This window comes from Pseudomonas sp. PA-1-6B, from assembly GCF_021609545.1.
In the GTDB taxonomy this organism is placed as follows: Bacteria; Pseudomonadota; Gammaproteobacteria; order Pseudomonadales; family Pseudomonadaceae; genus Aquipseudomonas; species Aquipseudomonas fluorescens_BV.
In genome coordinates, this window is record NZ_WJZM01000011.1 from 95,815 (window position 1) to 114,032 (window position 18,218).

Here is an 18,218-nt window from a genome sequence, read left to right on the forward strand (position 1 = left end):
TAGAATCACCGCCATTTCACAGACCGCACGCCTTGAATCGGGACCCGATACATGTCACTTCGTTTGATCGTCAGCGCCGTCCTGGCCTTGATAGCCAGTACTGCGCAGGCAGAGGGTCCCGCTTCGGCGATTTCCTATACCCGCGATATCCAACCGATCTTCACCGAGAAATGCGTGGCCTGCCACGCCTGCTACGACTCCGCCTGCCAGCTCAACCTTGGCAGCGCCGAGGGCGCCGCGCGCGGGGCAAGCAAAATGCCGGTGTATGACGGCGAGCGCAGCCAGGCCACGCCAACTACGCGGTTGTTTTATGACGCATTCGGTAAGCAGGCGTGGCAGCAGAAGGGCTTCTATTCGGTGCTGGACGCCCAGGGCAGCCAGGCTGCGCTGATGGCGCGCATGCTGGAGCTGGGGCACAACGCGCCGCTGGCGCCCAATGCCAAGCTGCCCGACAACATTGTGCTGGGGCTCAACCGCGAAAATATGTGCGCAACGCCCGGCGAATTCAATGCCTATGCTGGCGCTCACCCCAAGGAAGGCATGCCGTTGGCGGTCACCGGCCTGACCGATCAGCAGTACCAGACTTTGCAACGCTGGCTGGCCTCCGGCGCGCCGATTGACGAGCAGGGCCTGGCGCCGAGCGCCAGGGAAGCGTTGCAAGTGCAACAGTGGGAAAACCTGTTCAACCAGCCGGGCGCCCGGGAAAGCCTGGTGGCGCGCTGGCTGTTCGAGCATTTGTTCCTGGCGCATATCTATTTCGAGAACGGCGAGCCGGGGCATTACTTCCAGTGGGTGCGTTCGCGTACGCCCAGTGGCCAGCCGATTGACCTGATCGCCACCCGTCGCCCCAACGACGACCCGGGCACCCAGGTGTACTACCGCCTGTGGCCGGTGCAGGGCGTGATCGTGCATAAAACCCACATCACTTACCCCTTCAGCGCGGCGAAGATGGCGCGGATCAAGGCATTGTTCTACGCCGGCGACTGGCAAGTCACGGCCTTGCCAGGCTACGGCCCCGGCAGCCGCGCCAACCCGTTCGCGACATTCGAGGCGATCCCGGCCAAAGCGCGTTACCAATTCATGCTCGATAACGCTGAGTACTTCGTGCGTACCTTCATTCGCGGGCCGGTGTGCCGTGGGCAGATCGCTACGGACGTGATCCGCGATAACTTCTGGGCACTGTTCCAGGACCCCGACCACGATCTGTACATCACCGATGCGCGTTATCGCGGCCAGGCCACGCCGTTGCTGGCCATGCCTGGGCAGAATGACGACGTGGGCAGTGTGCTGAGCCTGTGGCTGGCCTATCGCGACAAGCGCAACCAGTACGAAGCCTTGCGCCGTGACAACTATGCAGACCTGCCTGCGCCGAGCTGGTCGACATTGTGGGCGGGCAATGACAACGCCTTGTTGAGCATTTTCCGCCATTTCGACAGCGCCTCGGTGACCAAGGGCCTGATTGGCGAGGTTCCGCAGACGATGTGGCTGTTCGACTACCCACTGCTGGAACGCACCTATTACCAGTTGGCGGTGAATTTCGATGTGTTTGGCAACGTCTCGCACCAGGCCCAGACCCGCCTGTATTTCGACCTGATCCGCAACGGCGCCGAGCAGAACTTCCTGCGCCTGATGCCTGCCGACACCCGCGAAGACTTCATGGACGACTGGTACCAGAACAGCGGCAAGCTCAAGCTGTGGCTGGACTACGAAGCGATTGACGATGACAAGGCCAGTGGTTTGCACCTGAGCGAGAAAGCCCCCAAGCGTGACTTCGCCAACCAATTACTGACCCGCTACGGCCATCTGAACGCCAGCCCCGACCCGATCAACCGCTGCAGCGGCGCGTTCTGCTCCCGCGACGGCATCGACCCGGCCTTGCAGGATGCCGAACAAGCGCTGAGCCGCCTGACCTCGCGGCCGGCCGCGGGGCTCAAGGTGATCGAGCAATTGCCCGAAGCCACGATGCTGCGCATCGAAACTGCCAGCGGCAAGCGCGAGGTCTACAGCCTGCTGCGCAACCGTGCCCACAGTAACGTGGCGTTCCTGCTGGGTGAGGCGTATCGCTATCAGCCGGGCCTGGACACTGTGACCATTTACCCTGGCGTGCTCAGCAGCTACCCGAACTTCATGTTCAATATCCCGGCCCGGCAAGTGCCTGAGTTTGTCGCGCAGATGGAACAGGCCAGGGACGCCAAGAGCTTCGAGAAAATCGTCGACCGCTGGGGTGTGCGGCGCAGCCATCCGTTGTTCTGGCAGTATTTCCACGACTTGTCGCAGTACATCCGCGAAACCACGCCGGTGGAAGAGGGTGTATTGGACATGAACCGCTATGAGAACCTATAACGAAGTGCATTGATCCGGTCATTTCTCCATGTGGGGCTGAAGCAGTCGGATATTTACCTACAGATTGGAAAGGGGTAGGCCGATGCTGATTTCAGTGCAGTTGTTGCGCGCGTTGGCTGCATGGGTGGTGGTGGGTCACCATGTCATGCAGCTGTTTTTCAACTTCGAGGCCCACAACGCCTTCGAGGACCTGTTGGTCGAAAAGGGCGGCGCCGGGGTGGACGTATTCTTCGTCATCAGTGGCTTGGTGATTTTCCTCGCGAGCGCCGATAAAGCGCTCACGCCCTGGCGCTTCATGCTGATGCGCGTGGCCAGGATTGCTCCGGCGTACTGGTTCTATACCGTGCTTTTGGCTGTGCTGGTCACGGTCATGCCCTGGATGTTCCCAGACGTTCAGCTAGAACTGGGTCATGCGCTCCTGTCGATGCTCTTTATTCCCGCGCAAAACCCGGCGGGCTACGGCGTGTATCCACTGCTGGATGTGGGCTGGACGCTGAATTTCGAGATGCTGTTCTACTGCCTGTTTGCTGTTGCGCTGCTGGTGCGTGAAGCCTATAGGCTGTGGGTGGTGGCGGTACTGCTGTATCTGCTGTGCTACGTCATTGGCCCCGCCTTTGACTTGGCCGATGGGTTTTACCGTAATGACATTGCTCTGGAATTTCTCATGGGCATGGCAATCGGCATACTTTACCGCCGCGGTCTGTGCCGAGCCAGGCCTTGGCTGGCGTTGCTGGGTGTCGTCGCGGCATTGGCAGCGATTTACCACGGCGCGGATGTACCCCGAGTATTGGAATGGGGAGTGCCCAGCGCCGTGTTAGTGATCAGTTGCGTGGCGCTGGAGCCTTACTTCCATGGTTCGCGCTTGATAAAACTGCTGGGGGACTGCTCCTACTCGGTCTATCTGCTACACGTACTGGTGCTGTGTGCTGGGCGCTGGGCCATCGAGCACAGGGCAATAGACCCCTATGCAATGATACCGGTGTGCATCGCCGTCATTGCGCTGGGCGCCTTGGCCAGTTACCAAGTTTTGGAGAAGGCTACGCATCGCAGGCTCAAACATTGGTTTGGCATTGATGATGCGTTACCCACAAGGCAAAAGCATTAGGACTGCCGTTTGGCGGCTCAAGGCGTCATGTATTTCCAGTAGGCTTTCCCATAGTCCATCAGCAACTCGGTCCCGGCAGGGATGTCCCGCCAAGCGACTATAAACACCATGTATTTGCCTACATACAAGGCACCGACATTTTCGATGCCGACGTCGGGCAGGTTGGGCACCTTGACCGCATTGATCAGGCTCAGCGTATTGCTGTTACCGTGGCCGCTGATAGTCGCGCCATGAGTGTGGGTTTGGAATAAGTACGTGCCGACGGCCGCTTCACCTTTTTCCAGTATCTCGGTATTGAGCGAGGCTTGATTCAAGTGCACCTTGCCGGTGTACGGCCCAATGACATCAAAACGTTTTATATCGGTTCGGGCCACCACCGACAGACCACGCTCCGGGCCCTCGGCCAGTTTCCTGACCTCCAGCAGTCGATCGAGTCTGCGATGATGGTTGCCTTCTTTAGAGATCCAGTCGCGGATACTCTTGGTTGCAGCCTCTTTGACTTCTACGTGTTGCAGGCCGGTGAACTCGTCGAAAAACTGGTTGGCGTCGGTGATCTCTATGTTTTGCAACGGACCTTCAAGTTCAAGGGTCAAGCTGCGCCTGACGTCGTTGGGGTCTTGCAGAATTGGCGCATTATTGTTGATTTTATGATCAAAAGACGCGGTGATTGAAGTGGATCGGCGCCGCGTGGTTGCGGTGTCTTCCTCCAGGCGCGGACGTTTTGAGCTGCTTGCGGTGGGCGGCGCAGGCCGCTTCCTGGCCACAGGCTCGTCCAGCGGGCTTCTTTGTCCGAACAGCCACCTTTCTCTACCGGCGCGGGTCATGCTGCCATTGTCATTGACGTAGTTGCTCCAGATAACCGGATTGAGGTTGTTCTGCTCGACAAATGCGTGCATGGACACCCTTGAATTGGGGGCGTTGTAGTGCTTGTTCCACTCTTGCAGGTGTTCGGGCTTCAGGTCGTCGAATTGTTCACCCCTGGCGTATTTGGCCAGTACCTTGCCTGCCGCTCTATAGGTGCCATCAAGGTTTACATGCTCGGCAAGGGCCACCGGGTCCAGGTTATGGTCGGCGGCGAAGCCCTCAAGGGTGAGGCTGTTGCGCTCGCGCTGGGACGCCTTGCTCCAGTGCTCCATATGCTCGTAAGTGACGCTGGTGCGGGCGGTTCCCGCGCGGTCTAGCATCTTTTGCCCCCGAGGTGTCAGGGTGTTGCGGCTGTTGACGAACTGCCGAAAGGCGCTGGGGTCCAGGTTGTAAGTGCTGACGAAGTTGTCCATGGTTTTTTTCAGGGCGTCTTCACTGGCTTCGGTCCATTTCAACAGCACTGAGGGCGTTACAACGCTTGGCGCATCCGGCGCGCCGCCCGTGAGCTTGATCGGGCCTGAATACCAATGACCGGGTTCCACCGACGACAGCGTGATCGACAAATCCCGGTTGGTCCTCGGATTGACCAGCACGATAGAAAAGCTGTTGTCGGCGCCTGTCGCGGCCTCCTGAATGAACCCATAGGAGTTGTCGCGGATCTGGTACACCGCGATTTTGCCCTTGTCATCGACATTACAGATGAACTTCTGGTTGTAGTCCGCCCGGGAGAAGATACCGCGCGCGTCGGGCTTGAGGCCTCTGATCAACTCCGGGTCAACGGCGTACTGACGGATCAACGGGCTGCCGTTGCTGATGACCGTGATCGGTTCTCTAAAGCGCGGTCCGAAGGCTTGGTTGGAGGCGGTATCGATCAAGCGATAATCCGGCGCGTCGAGGCTGCCGACGTTACGCATCGGGACATTGGCGAAGCCGTCCACGGTAAACAGTTGATCGCCCGCCTGCAGCGGCTTCCAGCTGTCAGGGTCGACCGAGCGCATATGCCTTGCGGCGATCGTCCCATCGCGCAGCTGGGCGATACCCCGTTTTGCCTGGCGCATCAGTTTGTGGCTCAGCTTGAGCAAACCAAAGCGCGCGAGCCTGAGCAGGCTTGGGAGGGCGGCCAGGGGGTTGAGTTCCTGGAGTGTAGCGATCACCAGTTTTCCGGTCAGTTTCGCCAGTTTGGGCAATGCCAGGCGCAGACCGGTTTTACCCGCCTGGATGAGCAAGCGAGTCGAGCCAGCCACATACCGGCCCACCGGCAGCGCGAAAGCCACGATGTCGATGAACAGGCTGGCGACACCGGATTTGATGCGCTGGGGATCGCCGGAAGCGATGTCGTCGATGCCGCCCCAGAACGGCACAAATATCTTGCCCCAGAACGCCAAGTCTTCGAGTACCTCAGCGGGGATGTCCACTTCCCGCGTGTCTTTACGGGTTTTTTCCAGCAGGGCCTGTTCGTCGCAGAAGAACAGCTCGCGGGCAATCATGCTCGCCAGGGTTTCACTGCGCGGCGCATACAGCGTGTTGGGCGCGAACGATTGGATACGCGGCCCTGCGTCGATGGCAGGCAGTGTCTCGCCGACTTGTTCAACGATCAACTCGGCTTTTTTGCCTGGTCTGGGCGCTTTGTTCTCGCGGTAGGCCTCGCGATCAAATGGCACGTCGGTGGCCAATCGGTATTTGCACCAGCTCATGGCGTCGCGTAGCTCTACCACTTTGCCGTTCAGCGGTAGGCTTTGCAGGTCTTTACGTCGACGCAGCAGACCGGCGAAGGGGAATACCTCGATGTAAATGGCATGGAAGGGCGAGCGGGGCTTGACGATGCGTAGGATAAAACCTGTCCGGTAGCGAATGGCATCGGTCTTGGCTTTGGTTTCATATTCGATGGGCACCTTGTTCAGGGCTTCTCTTAATGAATACACGGTGATCTCGTCCTGATCCACATTCAGAGTCGCGCTGCCCAGGTGGGCAAGCAATGATTGGATTAAGGTCTTATAGGCGTTTCTCGGCACCTGGAGGGCTTCGTGAAAGGCTTTGTCGTACTCCGTGTCCGAGGCAAAGCGCCAACGGCTGGGCAGTTTGAGTTTGAGGTTCTGAACCGCGTTGAACATCTCGGATTCATGCTGCTCCAGTGCAGTGACGGCCTGGGTGAGCTCGTCGCGGGAGGGGCCCGACGATCGGTTGGCGATCAGGCCGTTGGCCTGCGCCCATTGCACGGTGGGGCCCAATTTGGCCGCTGCGACCAGTGCCTGTTGTTTGATGTCATCGCCACTGGCGCGAAAGTGTTCCGCCGCCAGGTTGAGCAATTGTTCGAAACTCATGTGGCGCGATGAGCCAGGTGCAATCGTTTCGGCCAGCAGAAAGCCGCTTCTGAAATTGACCCAGGTACTGGTGGCAGCGTAGGGCAGGTCATCGGGAATATCGGCCACCCACACTTCACTGGCGACATTGGCCTTGATCACGCACACGGCCAATAGCGCTGCGTCAGTGCTGATCGACAAGTCGTGGTGATAGCGGCTGATCAGGTTTTGGCGGATCGCCTTATAAGATGCCCCCGGCGAGATGAATAACTTCAATTCGTTATCCACCGGCGAATCGGGGTTGGGGATGATCGTCAGCCACAGCGCGCGCCACAGTAATTTCACCCGTACCGGGTCTGGGCAGATTTCGTCCTTTTGGCTGCCATACCAGTCCAAGGCCTTGGCGATCCGTTCGCCCAGCGCCAGGTTATCGGGGCTATTGAGCAATTGCTCAAGCAGCACGGTGGGGGTGGTGGTGAGCATGTCCTGCTGTGAGGCGGTAAATGTTTCGGGCAATACATGACGGAACAGCGATTGACGTGTTTGTGTTTCGATCTGGCGGATAACCTCTTTGATTTTCTGGTCGGCAGGCGCATCCAGCAAGTGCTGCAAATCGCTGAGGTCGCCTTCGTGTCCGAGTTTTCTCAGGGTGTGGTGTTCCTGCAAGCCAGCGAGAACCGCTTTCCACTGTTCGCGGGTTTTGGGCTGTGACGGGATGATCGAGTAATACTTGAGCACCAGGTCAAACCGCACCGAGCCATCACTTTTAAGGCCGTTCCCCACACGCCGGTTGATATCCAGCAACACGTCGGCGTCGATGTACCAATAGGTGGGTATATGGCGCAGGATCACCGAATGGTCGGCGATGCTGAACGTCTCGGCAGGGTCGGGTATCGGTGCGCGCACGCTGCTGAGCATGGTGGAGAGCAGGTCGTAAAGAAAGTCCCGGCCGAGAATGGAAGCATCTGGTTCGGGCTTTTCCCGCAGGAACTGCTGAAAGTCTTCATCGGCTTCCAGCTTTGCCAAGACACGAAAGGCTTCCTTGCATTCGCGATGCAGTTCGCTGTTGTGCGGCGGGGAGTAGTACACCTCGGCGGCGGATGCCGTCAGCGAGCTTTGTGCCGTCACGAAATCAATCAGATGGTCCAGATGCGCTTGCTGTTCCGGCAAACCCTTGAAATAGAAACTCTGCAACGCGTTATTCATTCAATCCTCACAATCCGTAGTCGAAGAGGATTCACTCTATTGAGCCGGGTTTTGCCGGGGGGGCTATATAGGTAGGCACAGGTTTTTGCAGAAATGGCCAGGTGTCACGATGCGTCAGGTCAACAGAGACAAGTCTTTCCCGACAAAAATACTAGGACTTTGTACCTGCGTAATAATTTGGCGTAAACTGCGGGCAAGCCTGTGAGGAGTTTCCATGACTGCCATAACCATTACCGACGCCGCCCACGATTACCTGGCTGACCTGCTGTCCAAGCAGAACACCCCGGGTATCGGCATCCGCGTCTTTATCACCCAGCCCGGCACCCAGTACGCAGAGACCTGCATCGCGTATTGCAAGCCCGGCGAAGAAAAGCCTGAAGACACCGCCCTGGGGCTCAAAAGCTTCACCGCGTATATCGACGCCTTCAGCGAAGCCTTCCTTGACGACGCAGTGGTCGACTACGCCACCGACCGTATGGGCGGCCAGTTGACCATCAAGGCCCCCAACGCCAAGGTGCCGAACGTCAATGCCGACAGCCCGGTCAATGAGCGCATCAACTACTACCTGCAAACCGAGATCAACCCGGGGCTGGCCAGTCATGGCGGCCAGGTAAGCCTGATCGACGTGGTGGATGACGGTATCGCCGTGTTGAAGTTCGGCGGTGGTTGCCAGGGCTGCGGCCAGGCGGACGTGACCTTGCGCGAAGGTATCGAGCGCACCCTGCTCGAACGCATCCCGGAGCTCAAGGGTGTACGTGATGTGACCGACCACACGCAGAAAGAAAACGCCTACTACTAAGTAAGGTGTTCACTGCGAACATAAAAAACGGCGCCCCGTGAGCGCCGTTTTTTATTCTCTAAATTCAGTAAGTTATAGGGTATATCTAACAAATAAGATCAAGTGTGGGAACATTGCTTCAGGGGCGATAGAGGTGCGTATGCCCTGCGCGGTACAGCGACGACTCGCTGAAACTGTCACTGGCCAACACCCGGCCCACCACAATCAGCGCTGTACGCCGAAACCCCTTCGCCGCGACTTTCTCGGCAATGTCGCTCAGCGTACCTAGCACCCAATCCTGATCCGGCCAGGTGGCACGGTGTACCACGGCAATCGGGCAGTCCGCGCCGTAGTGCGGCAGCAGTTCGGCGACGATCTTTTCCAGATGATTGACCCCCAGATGAATCGCCATCGTGGTGCCATGCCGCGCCAGGCTGTCGAAGTCTTCACCGCGGGGCATGCTGGTTTTATCGGCGTAACGGGTCAGGATCACGCTTTGGGCAATGTCCGGCAGGGTCAGTTCGGTCTCCAGCAAGGCCGCGCACGCCGCGACCGCCGTGACCCCTGGAATGATCTGGAAAGGGATGCCCAGCTCACGCAAATGGCGTATTTGTTCACCAATCGCCCCATACAGGCTGGGATCGCCGGAGTGCACCCGCGCCACATCCTGGCCTTTGGTATGGGCCGTCTTGATCAACTCGATGATCTGTTCCAGGTGCAGCTCGGCACTGTTGACCACCTGGAGCGCCTGATGACCTTCCAGTACGGCGGCGGGCACCAGCGAGCCGGCGTAGATGATCACCGGGCAACTGCGGATCAGCCGCTGGCCTTTGACGGTGATCAATTCCGGGTCGCCGGGGCCGGCGCCGATAAAGTAGACGGTCATGGAGAAGTCCTGTTCAAAAACGGGCGAGCATGAACACAGCTCATGCTCAAGAGCGGCAATTATCGGAATTTTAACCTGCGCAGGCCAATGCAAGGGTGGCCTGTGCGCTTTTCTGGCGGGTGATCAGCAGGCGCGCGGGGCCATTGGACAGGTGCTCGGCCAGGGCCAGCGCGGCGCTTTCGGCCACCCCATAACAGCCGGTATGGGCAAACGCCAGTGTTGAGCGATGGCTCAGCCGATGTTCATAGCCTGCCAGTTGCTCGGCGCTGAAGCACTGCAAGGGCAGGTTCAACCGCTGGGCCAGCGCCAGCAGCCCAGGTTCATCGCGCTTGCGATCAATGCTTGCCAGCGCAGTTATGCGTGAGCGATCAATGCCTGCCGCGGCCAGGGCTCCGTCCAGCAACGCCAGCAGGCTGTGAACCTCACAGCCACGCTGGCAGCCCAAACCGACAACCAGGATCATGCCGAGTATTGGTCGTCGCGGTTGCGGCGGAACAACCAGGCGCTGATCAGGCCCAAGGCCAGCCAGAAGGCGACGTTGGTCAATTGCGAGGCGATCTTGAACTGCGCTTCGAGCGCCTCAGGGGCCAGCATCGAATGTACCTCAGGTTGCGGCGCGCCGATGACGTGGGGTACGGCAAGGATCGCCAGCCCAAGGCCTTTCAACAGCCAGTTGCGGCCGAACACGATCAGCGCCAGGCCTGCAGCGGTGGCGGCTGCGGTGCCGATCCACCAGGTCTGACGCAGTGTCAGGTCAGCCGCCGCAGTGCCCGGCAGTTCCGGCGGCAGGCCCAGGGTGGGTGCCAGTACAAAGGTCGCGTAGCCGGCCAGGCCCCAGAGCAGGCCTTGGGCGGTGCGGGTCGGCGCACGTAGCGTGTAGAGGCCGGCGAGCATCAGTGCAAAGCCTACGGCCACCACCAGGTTGCCTCCAGTGGTGGACAACACACGCTGCCAGCCATCTTCCGGCTCCCAGGCTTGGGCATCGTGGCTGTGGGCAGCAGCGCCAGCGGCGTGCTCGTGCACCACTTCAGCGGCTGGCGGGGCTTTTTCAAAGCTTTCCGCCTGCAGAATCAGCGGTGCCACCCAGAAACTTTGCAGCAGGGTCAGCAGCAAGGCAGCCAAAAGCCCAGTGAACCCTGCGGTTTGCGCAATACGCTTGATCATGTCGGCAGCTCTCAATGGCACGGGAACGCGGCGCTGTGGCGGGTATCGTGGGCGGCGTTGTGCACCGCCTCAATATGCGAGAACCCGGCGAAATACACCAGGCACGCACCGAGGATCGACGCACCGATGGCGGCGGTCAGGCGTTGGCTGAGGGTGGCGGTGCTAGTGGCGGTGTGCGAAGTGCTGCTGATGATCGACATGGCGCGTCCCTTTCAGGTGTCAGGGTGAAACGAGCGCATGAAAACCCCACGCGCCAGGCACGCAGGGTTCTGAACAGCGCCCGCCCACCGCGGGTTTGTTATCTGAATTTTTCGGGCCGGTCTCCGGGCTTGCGAGGGGCGGCTCTGGAAAGAGTCCTCCTGAAAGCATCGCCTTCCCATGCAAAAGCACAGTGGCCGTGACGCTTCGCTCGCTTACCGTTGCGGGGGCAGCACCGGACTGGTCATAGGTCTATGACGCACCGGTTTCCCGTTTCACCCTGTGAAGGGCACCCGAAACAAGGCGTGTAGGAGAGCATGGGCCGGGACGGTAGTCAAATGCTGCAAGCCCCTGTAGCCTTGCACCTTCGAGGTTCTTCGGCCCAGGCCGAAGCTAAGAAGGGAACGCGGTTCAAGCCGCGGCTGCCCCCGCAACTGTGAAGGGTTCAGTTGACTGCCACGCCACTGCCGATAGGGCGGGAAGGCGCAGTCAGCGTTGGTCGCAAGACCTGCACACCCCAAGCCAGGAGACCTGCCTCGCAACCGATTTTCCAATTCAACCGGGCGGGGTGATCCGGTGACGAAATCCGCTGCTGCGCGCCGCCGCAGGGCCTGTCGTCCCGTATGCCCGCCCCAAAGGGCATCCGATGAAAACACTGGCCAAACTTCCCGTCACCATCGTTACCGGCTTCCTTGGCTCGGGCAAAACCACGCTGTTGCGCCATATGCTCGACAACGCCCAAGGCCGTCGCATTGCGGTGATCGTCAACGAGTTCGGCGAGCTGGGCATCGACGGTGAAATCCTCAAGCAGTGTTCTATCGGTTGCACCGAAGAAGAAGCCAATGGCCGCGTCTACGAGCTGGCCAACGGTTGCCTGTGCTGCACCGTGCAGGAAGAGTTCTTCCCGGTGATGCGCGAACTGGTCGCCCGTAGCGGTGACCTGGACCATATCCTCATCGAAACCTCGGGCCTGGCCCTGCCCAAGCCGTTGGTGCAAGCCTTCCAGTGGCCGGAAATCCGCAGCGCCTGCACCGTTGACGCGGTGATCACCGTAGTCGACAGCCCAGCCGTGGCCGCCGGTACCTTTGCCGCCTTCCCGGACCAGGTCGACGCCCAGCGCAAACTCGACCCTAACCTGGACCACGAATCACCCTTGCACGAACTGTTCGCCGACCAACTGGCCAGCGCCGACCTGGTGATCCTCAACAAAAGCGACCTGATCAGCGCCGAAGACCTGGCCCGCGTGCGCCTGGAAGTCGCCGAAGAACTGCCGCCCGCGGTGAAGATCATCGAAGCCAGCAGCGGTCGCCTGCCCCTGGACGTGCTGATCGGCCTGGGCGCCGGTTCCGAGGAGCATATCGACGGGCGTCACAGCCATCACGACCATCACCACGAGGGTGAAGACGACCACGATCACGATGCCTTCGACTCTATCTCCATCGACTTGCCCCAAGCCGATGAGGCGCTGCTGCTCGACGCCCTGACCCAATTGGTGGTGCAGCACGGCATCCTGCGGGTGAAAGGGTTCGCCGCGATCCCCAACAAACCGATGCGCCTGCTGATTCAGGGCGTGGGCACGCGCTTTGACAAACACTTCGACCGTGCCTGGGGCGCTGACGAAGCACGCACCACGCGCCTGGTGCTGATCGGCCAGGAACTGGACGCCGCCGGCCTCGAAGCGCAATTGCGCGCTGCCCTCAGCGTTTAACCATGCACCTGCTCAGGACCCAACCCGGTGGTTTCGTCGCGGACGACAATATTGCCGACCTTGGCCAGACCCCCGCTGAACTGGTGATCCTGTGCAGCGGCGATTCCAGCCTGGCGCTGCTCGCCGAAGCCGCCCAGCAATTGCCCGAGGATTACCCCAGCCTGCGCCTGGCCAACCCGATGCAAGTGCAGAACCATGCCTCGGTCGACCTGTACGTGGACGAGGTATTGCGCCACGCCAAGGTCATCCTGCTGTCATTGCACGGCGGTATCGGGTATTGGCGCTACGGCATCGAGCGCCTGGTGGAGTTGGCCGAACGCGGTGTCACCCTGATCCTGGTGCCGGGTGACGACCGCCCGGACCCGGAACTCAGTGGCCTGAGCACCGTTGCTGCCGAACACCGCGAGCGCCTGTGGCACTTCCTGCGCCAAGGTGGCCTGGGCAATGCCCTGGATTTTTACCATTGCCTGGCCAGTGCCCATCTGGGCTGCGACTATGCCTGGGCCGAGCCGCAAGCGCTGCCGCGCACGGCGATCTATCACCCGCACTCCGCCAATGCCCGCCTCAATGACTGGCAGGCCGATTGGCACGCCGATTGGCCCGTGGCTGCGGTGCTGTTCTATCGCTCCCATTTACAGGCGGCCAATACCGGTTTTATTGATGTGTTCTGCCAGCGCTTACAGGCGGCGGGTCTCAACCCGTTGCCTGTCGCGGTGGCCAGTTTGAAAGAACCCGGCTGCCTCTCGGTGGTCGAGGACCTGCTGGATGACGTGCAAGCCGCGGTAATTCTGAACACCACCGGCTTTGCCCAATCGAGCCCGGAAGCGCCGCATTTGCGCCCGTTTCGCCGTAATATCCCGGTGATCCAGGCGATCTGCGCCCAGGACAACCAACCCGGCTGGCAGGCCAGCGAACAAGGCCTGGGGCCCCGCGACCTGGCGATGCACATTGCCTTGCCGGAGTTGGACGGGCGCATCATCAGCCGGCCGATCAGTTTCAAGGACCTGGCCTGGCGCAGCGAGCGCAGCCAGTCGGACGTGGTGTGCTACCGCGCAGCGCCCGAACGCATGGATTTTGTCGCTGAGCTGGCACGCCGTTGGGTCGAGTTGGCGCGGGTGCCCAATGCCCAGAAAAGGATTGCGTTGATCCTCGCCAACTACCCGACCCGCGACGGTCGCATCGGTAACGGCGTGGGCCTGGACACCCCGGCGGCAGCGCTGAATATCCTGCGCGCCTTGCAAACCGAGGGCTACCCGGTGGCGGAGCGGCTGCCCGACAGCGGCACCGCGCTGATCCACGAACTGCTCGGCGGCGTCACCAACGACCTCGACAGCCTCGACCTGCGCCCCTGCCATCAAAGCCTGGGCCTTGTGGAATACCAGGCGATGTTTGATCGCTTGCCAGCGTCCAATCGTCAGGCCGTGCTGGCGCGTTGGGGCGCCCCGCAAAACGATCCGATGTGCCGCGATGGCCGCATGATGATCGCCGGCCTGCGCTTGGGCCTGACCTTCGTCGGCATCCAGCCGGCCCGGGGTTACCAGGTAGATGCCAGCGCGGTGTACCACGACCCGGACCTGGTGCCGCCCCATGGCTACCTGGCGTTCTATTTCTGGCTACGCCATACCTACGGCGCCCACGGCGTGATCCATGTGGGCAAGCACGGCAACCTGGAGTGGCTGCCCGGCAAAGGCGTGGGCCTGTCGGAGCACTGCTGGCCGGATGCATTGCTGGGGCCGCTGCCGAATGTCTACCCGTTTATCGTCAACGACCCGGGTGAGGGCGCCCAGGCCAAGCGGCGCACCCAGGCCGTGATCATCGACCACCTGATGCCGCCGCTGACCCGCGCCGAAACCTACGGCCCGCTGCGTGACCTTGAGTTATTGGCCGACGAATATTACGAGGCGCAATTGCTCGACCCGCGCCGTGCGCTGGAGCTGCAAAAAGACATCCTCAAGCTGGTGCGCGAAACCCGTATCGACCAGGAGCTTGAACTGGGCAGTGAGGCGGACGCGGCGGTGTGGCTGCCGCGCCTGGATACCTACCTGTGCGACTTGAAGGAATCGCAGATCCGCGATGGCCTGCATATCTTTGGCGAGTCGCCCGAGGGCCGTTTGCGTATCGACACCTTGCTGGCGCTGTTGCGCATTCCCCGTGGCGATGGCCGGGGCCCGCAGTCGAGCCTGCTGCGTGTGTTGGCCAAGGCATTCGACCTGGGGTTTGATCCGCTCGATTGTGCACTGGCCGAGCCCTGGACGGGGCGGCGCCCGTTGGTGTTGCAGAAGATTGACGATCAGCTGTGGCGTACGGCCGGGGATACCCGTGAGCGTCTGGAATTGTACGCGGCGCGCTTGATCGAGCAGGCATTGGAAGGCCCCATCGAACAGTTGGAAGAGCCCGGCTGGCAGGAAGTGAAGTCGGTGATCGAAAGCCTGCGCATTGTCGTCGCGCCACGCCTGGATGCCTGCGGCCCCGCGGAGATGCGCGGCTTGCTCGATGCCTTGAGTGGGCGCTTTGTCCCGGCAGGGCCCAGCGGTGCGCCGAGTCGCGGTCGGCTGGATGTGCTGCCTACGGGGCGTAACTTCTTTACCGTGGACGTACGCAACCTGCCAACCACCACGGCGTGGCGTCTCGGTTTCCAGTCGGCCAACCTGATTCTTGAACGGCACCTGCAAGACCATGGCGACCACCTGCGCCAGCTCGGCCTGTCGGTATGGGGCACCGCGACCATGCGCACCGGCGGTGACGATATCGCCCAGGCCATGGCACTGATGGGCGTGCGCCCGGTATGGGCCACTGGCAGCCAGCGGGTGGACGATTTCGAGATCCTGCCGATCAGCTTATTGGACCGCCCGCGGGTGGACGTGACCCTGCGCGTGTCCGGGTTTTTCCGCGATGCGTTTGCCAACCTGATCCGCCTGTTCGATGCGGCGGTGCAAGCGGTGGCGGCCCTGGATGAACCCGACGACATGAACCCGCTGGCTGCCAAAGTGCGCAGTGAACGCCAGGCATTGCTTGAGGCGGGCCTGGATGAAGGTGCCGCGGCCAAGCAGGCCGGCTGGCGCATTTTCGGCGCCAAACCGGGTGCCTATGGCGCGGGCGTGCAGGGCGCGATTGACGGGCGCTTGTGGCAGAGCCGCGAGGACTTGGCCGAGGTCTACCTGAACTGGGGTGGCTACGCCTACGGGGGGGCTGACGAAGGCACTGCGGCCCGCGAGCAATTTGCCCAGCGTTTGAGCCAGGTGCAGGCGGTGTTGCAGAACCAGGACAATCGCGAGCACGACTTGCTCGACTCCAACGACTACTACCAATTCCAGGGCGGCATGCTGGCCGCCGTGGAAACCCTGAGCGGCGAAAAGGCCGCCAGCTACCATGGCGACCACAGCCAGCCGGACGTGCCGAAAATCCGCACCTTGAAGGAAGAGCTCAACCGGGTGATCCGTTCCCGTGCGGCCAACCCCAAGTGGATCGAGGGCGTGAAGCGCCATGGCTATAAAGGCGCGTTTGAAATGGCCGCGACCGTGGACAACCTGTTCGCCTTCGACGCTACCACCGCGCTGATTGACGATCACCAATACGCCTTGCTCGCCGATGCCTACCTGCTGGACCCTGACACCCGTGCCTTTGTGCAACAGCACAACCCCGATGCCCTGCGCGACATGACCGAGCGCATGCTCGAAGCCCAGCAACGTGGCTTGTGGCAGGCCCCGGGGGCGTACCGCGAAGCCTTGGAAAACCTGTTGCTGGACATAGAAGAAGACAGCTGATGACTGATACTCCGCATTTCCCACTGTCCGCGGTGGTCGGCGCTGATGACTTGAAGCTCGCGCTGTGCCTGGCCGCCATCGACCCGAAGGTCGGCGGCGTGCTGATCGAAGGGCCACGGGGCATGGCCAAGTCGACTCTGGCCCGTGGGCTGGCAGACCTGTTGGCCAGCGGGCAGTTTGTAACCTTGCCCCTGGGCGCGACCGAAGAGCGCCTGGTCGGCACCCTGGACCTGGATGCCGCGCTGGGCGAAGGCCGCGCGCAATTCTCCCCGGGTGTGTTGGCGAAGGCTGACGGTGGGGTGTTGTACGTGGATGAAGTCAACCTGCTGGCCGACCACTTGGTGGACCTGCTGCTGGACGTAGCCGCCAGCGGCACCAACTTGATCGAACGCGACGGGATTTCCCATCGCCATGCGGCGCGCTTTGTACTGATCGGCACTATGAACCCGGAGGAGGGCGAGCTGCGCCCGCAGTTGCTCGACCGCTTCGGCTTCAACGTGGCCTTGAGCGGGCAGACCTTGCCCGCCGAGCGTGGGCAGATCATCCGACGTCGCCTGGATTTCGACACCGACCCGGCGGCGTTCTGCGCGCAGTGGGCGCCAGCGCAAGCTGCCTTGCGCGAACGCTGCACCCTGGCACGGGCACGGCTAGACAGTATCGCCCTGGATGACCAGGCGTTGGCCCGCATCACCGAGCGCTGCTTTGCCGCTGGGGTCGACGGCCTGCGTGCCGACCTGGTCTGGTTGCGTGGCGCCCGTGCCCATGCGGCGTGGCGTGGCGCCGTCGCTATCGAGCAGGAAGATATCGACGCGGTGGCGGAGTTCGCCTTGCGCCATCGACGTCAGCAGCAAGCGCCGATAGGCGCGCCGCCCCAGCCGGATGACGGGCCGTCATCGTCACCCTCTGACACCTCGCCTGGCCAAGGCCAGTGGGGCGATATGCCCGCACCTGGCTTGCCCACGGGCGCACGCCGCGATGTACCCACCTGGCCAAAAAAGCCCTAGGCATCCGCCCCCGACCTGACGCGGGGGCGGATGCCCGGCCCCAGGCGGGGCGATTGAACACCGGCCGGCAGGGCAAGGCCCGCAGCGCACAGCGCGGGGCGATCAATTGGCCGGGCACGTTGCTGGATGGGCGGCCGCAATGCCGTGAGGACCTGCTGTTCCACCTGCGTAGCCGGTCGGCTCCCGAACTGTGGTTGGTGATAGTCGATGCCTCGGCATCCACGCGGCGCCATCGGGCGTTGACCGATGCCAAGGGGTTGTTGGCCCAGCTGTTTGACGACGCTTATCGGCAACGGGCGCGCATGGCGTTATTGACGGCCAGCGGGCAATCGCCGAAGTGGCAGGTACAAGGCTTGAAGGCGGCGAAAGGCTTGGTCGACTGGTTGGGGCAGTTAGGGGCAGGCGGGGGCACGCCGCTGCTGGCTGCGCTGACCGAGTCGGGGCATTGGTTGGCGGCACGGCGCAAGCGCTATCCCGCCGAGCAACAGAAGTTGCTGGTGGTGACCGATGGGCGGCTCAAGGCGATTGGCGCGCTGCCGCGATTGGAGTGCCCAGGCATGTTGATTGACATCGAGCGTGGGCCGATCAGGTTGGGGCGGGCTGAGGCATTGGCGGTGGGGTTGCAGTTGGAGTATCAGCACATCGATAAGCTGTAGCGCCTGGGCTATCGCCATCGCAGGCAAGCCAGCTCCCACAGGGATAGGCGGCGCGTCAAACGGTGTGGCTTCAGTTGGATTATCAGCACATCAATAAGCTGTAGCGCCTGGGCTGTCGCCATCGCAGGCAAGCCAGCTCCCACAGGGATAGGCGGCGCGTCAAACGGTGTGGCTTCAGTTGGATTATCAGCACATCAATAAGCTGTAGCGCCTGGGCTGTCGCCATCGCAGGCAAGCCAGCT

Annotated in this window: 12 protein-coding genes and 2 riboswitches; of the genes, 7 read left to right on the top strand and 5 right to left on the bottom strand. The window is 61.5% G+C overall.

Translation table 11 applies throughout. The features are described from left to right. Window positions 1–51 precede the first annotated feature (51 nt). The gene (locus tag GIV35_RS08325) at window positions 52–2,343 is read left to right on the top strand and encodes a fatty acid cis/trans isomerase (protein ID WP_236265300.1); all 2,292 of its coding nucleotides are present in this window, start codon (window positions 52–54) and stop codon (window positions 2,341–2,343) included. An 82-nt stretch (window positions 2,344–2,425) separates the two neighbouring features. After that, window positions 2,426–3,448, top strand: a complete 1,023-nt coding sequence (locus GIV35_RS08330) for an acyltransferase family protein (protein ID WP_105227044.1) — start codon at window positions 2,426–2,428, stop codon at window positions 3,446–3,448. Window positions 3,449–3,465: 17 nt separating this feature from the next. Here the strand turns inward: GIV35_RS08330 and GIV35_RS08335 are convergent, their stop codons facing one another. Further along, the gene (locus tag GIV35_RS08335; protein WP_236485860.1) at window positions 3,466–7,818 is read right to left on the bottom strand and encodes an SET domain-containing protein; all 4,353 of its coding nucleotides are present in this window, start codon (window positions 7,816–7,818) and stop codon (window positions 3,466–3,468) included. Between the two features lie 214 nt (window positions 7,819–8,032). Between GIV35_RS08335 and nfuA the strand changes: the two genes are divergently transcribed. After that, complete coding sequence (nfuA, locus tag GIV35_RS08340; protein WP_003190728.1) at window positions 8,033–8,617, top strand: Fe-S biogenesis protein NfuA; 585 nt, start codon at window positions 8,033–8,035, stop codon at window positions 8,615–8,617. Between the two features lie 118 nt (window positions 8,618–8,735). Here nfuA and cobM read toward each other — a convergent pair whose 3' ends face one another. From cobM to GIV35_RS08360, 4 genes are all read right to left on the bottom strand, one after another. Then, window positions 8,736–9,482 (bottom strand): precorrin-4 C(11)-methyltransferase, encoded by a 747-nt coding sequence (gene cobM, locus GIV35_RS08345; protein WP_236265297.1) that lies wholly within the window; start codon window positions 9,480–9,482, stop codon window positions 8,736–8,738. A 70-nt stretch (window positions 9,483–9,552) separates the two neighbouring features. Beyond that, window positions 9,553–9,945: a cobalamin biosynthesis protein gene (locus GIV35_RS08350; RefSeq protein WP_105227041.1), complete on the bottom strand. Its 393-nt coding sequence runs from the start codon at window positions 9,943–9,945 to the stop codon at window positions 9,553–9,555. Next, entirely contained in the window at window positions 9,942–10,646 is a 705-nt protein-coding gene (locus GIV35_RS08355; RefSeq protein WP_223024524.1) for a CbtA family protein, read from the bottom strand. The genes GIV35_RS08350 and GIV35_RS08355 overlap by 4 nt, the downstream gene beginning before the upstream one ends. Window positions 10,647–10,657: 11 nt before the next feature. Then, window positions 10,658–10,846 carry a CbtB domain-containing protein gene (locus GIV35_RS08360; RefSeq protein WP_003190735.1) on the bottom strand — a complete coding sequence of 63 codons (189 nt, stop codon included), beginning with the start codon at window positions 10,844–10,846 and terminating at the stop codon, window positions 10,658–10,660. A gap of 97 nt (window positions 10,847–10,943) precedes the next feature. Further along, window positions 10,944–11,156, bottom strand: a riboswitch (cobalamin riboswitch). A 41-nt stretch (window positions 11,157–11,197) separates the two neighbouring features. Then, window positions 11,198–11,397: riboswitch (cobalamin riboswitch) on the top strand. A gap of 93 nt (window positions 11,398–11,490) precedes the next feature. On the opposite strand from GIV35_RS08360, the gene cobW reads away from it, so the two are divergent. Genes cobW through GIV35_RS08380 form a run of 4 tightly spaced genes read left to right on the top strand, consistent with a single transcriptional unit; the run spans window position 11,491 to window position 17,976 of the window. Then, window positions 11,491–12,552 (top strand): cobalamin biosynthesis protein CobW, encoded by a 1,062-nt coding sequence (gene cobW / locus GIV35_RS08365; protein ID WP_236265296.1) that lies wholly within the window; start codon window positions 11,491–11,493, stop codon window positions 12,550–12,552. A gap of 2 nt (window positions 12,553–12,554) precedes the next feature. Further along, complete coding sequence (cobN, locus tag GIV35_RS08370; RefSeq protein WP_236304421.1) at window positions 12,555–16,316, top strand: cobaltochelatase subunit CobN; 3,762 nt, start codon at window positions 12,555–12,557, stop codon at window positions 16,314–16,316. Beyond that, entirely contained in the window at window positions 16,316–17,320 is a 1,005-nt protein-coding gene (locus GIV35_RS08375; protein WP_105227037.1) for an ATP-binding protein, read from the top strand. The genes cobN and GIV35_RS08375 overlap by 1 nt, the downstream gene beginning before the upstream one ends. 53 nt (window positions 17,321–17,373) lie before the next feature. Next, entirely contained in the window at window positions 17,374–17,976 is a 603-nt protein-coding gene (locus tag GIV35_RS08380; protein ID WP_105227036.1) for a vWA domain-containing protein, read from the top strand. The last annotated feature ends 242 nt before the right edge of the window (window positions 17,977–18,218 follow it).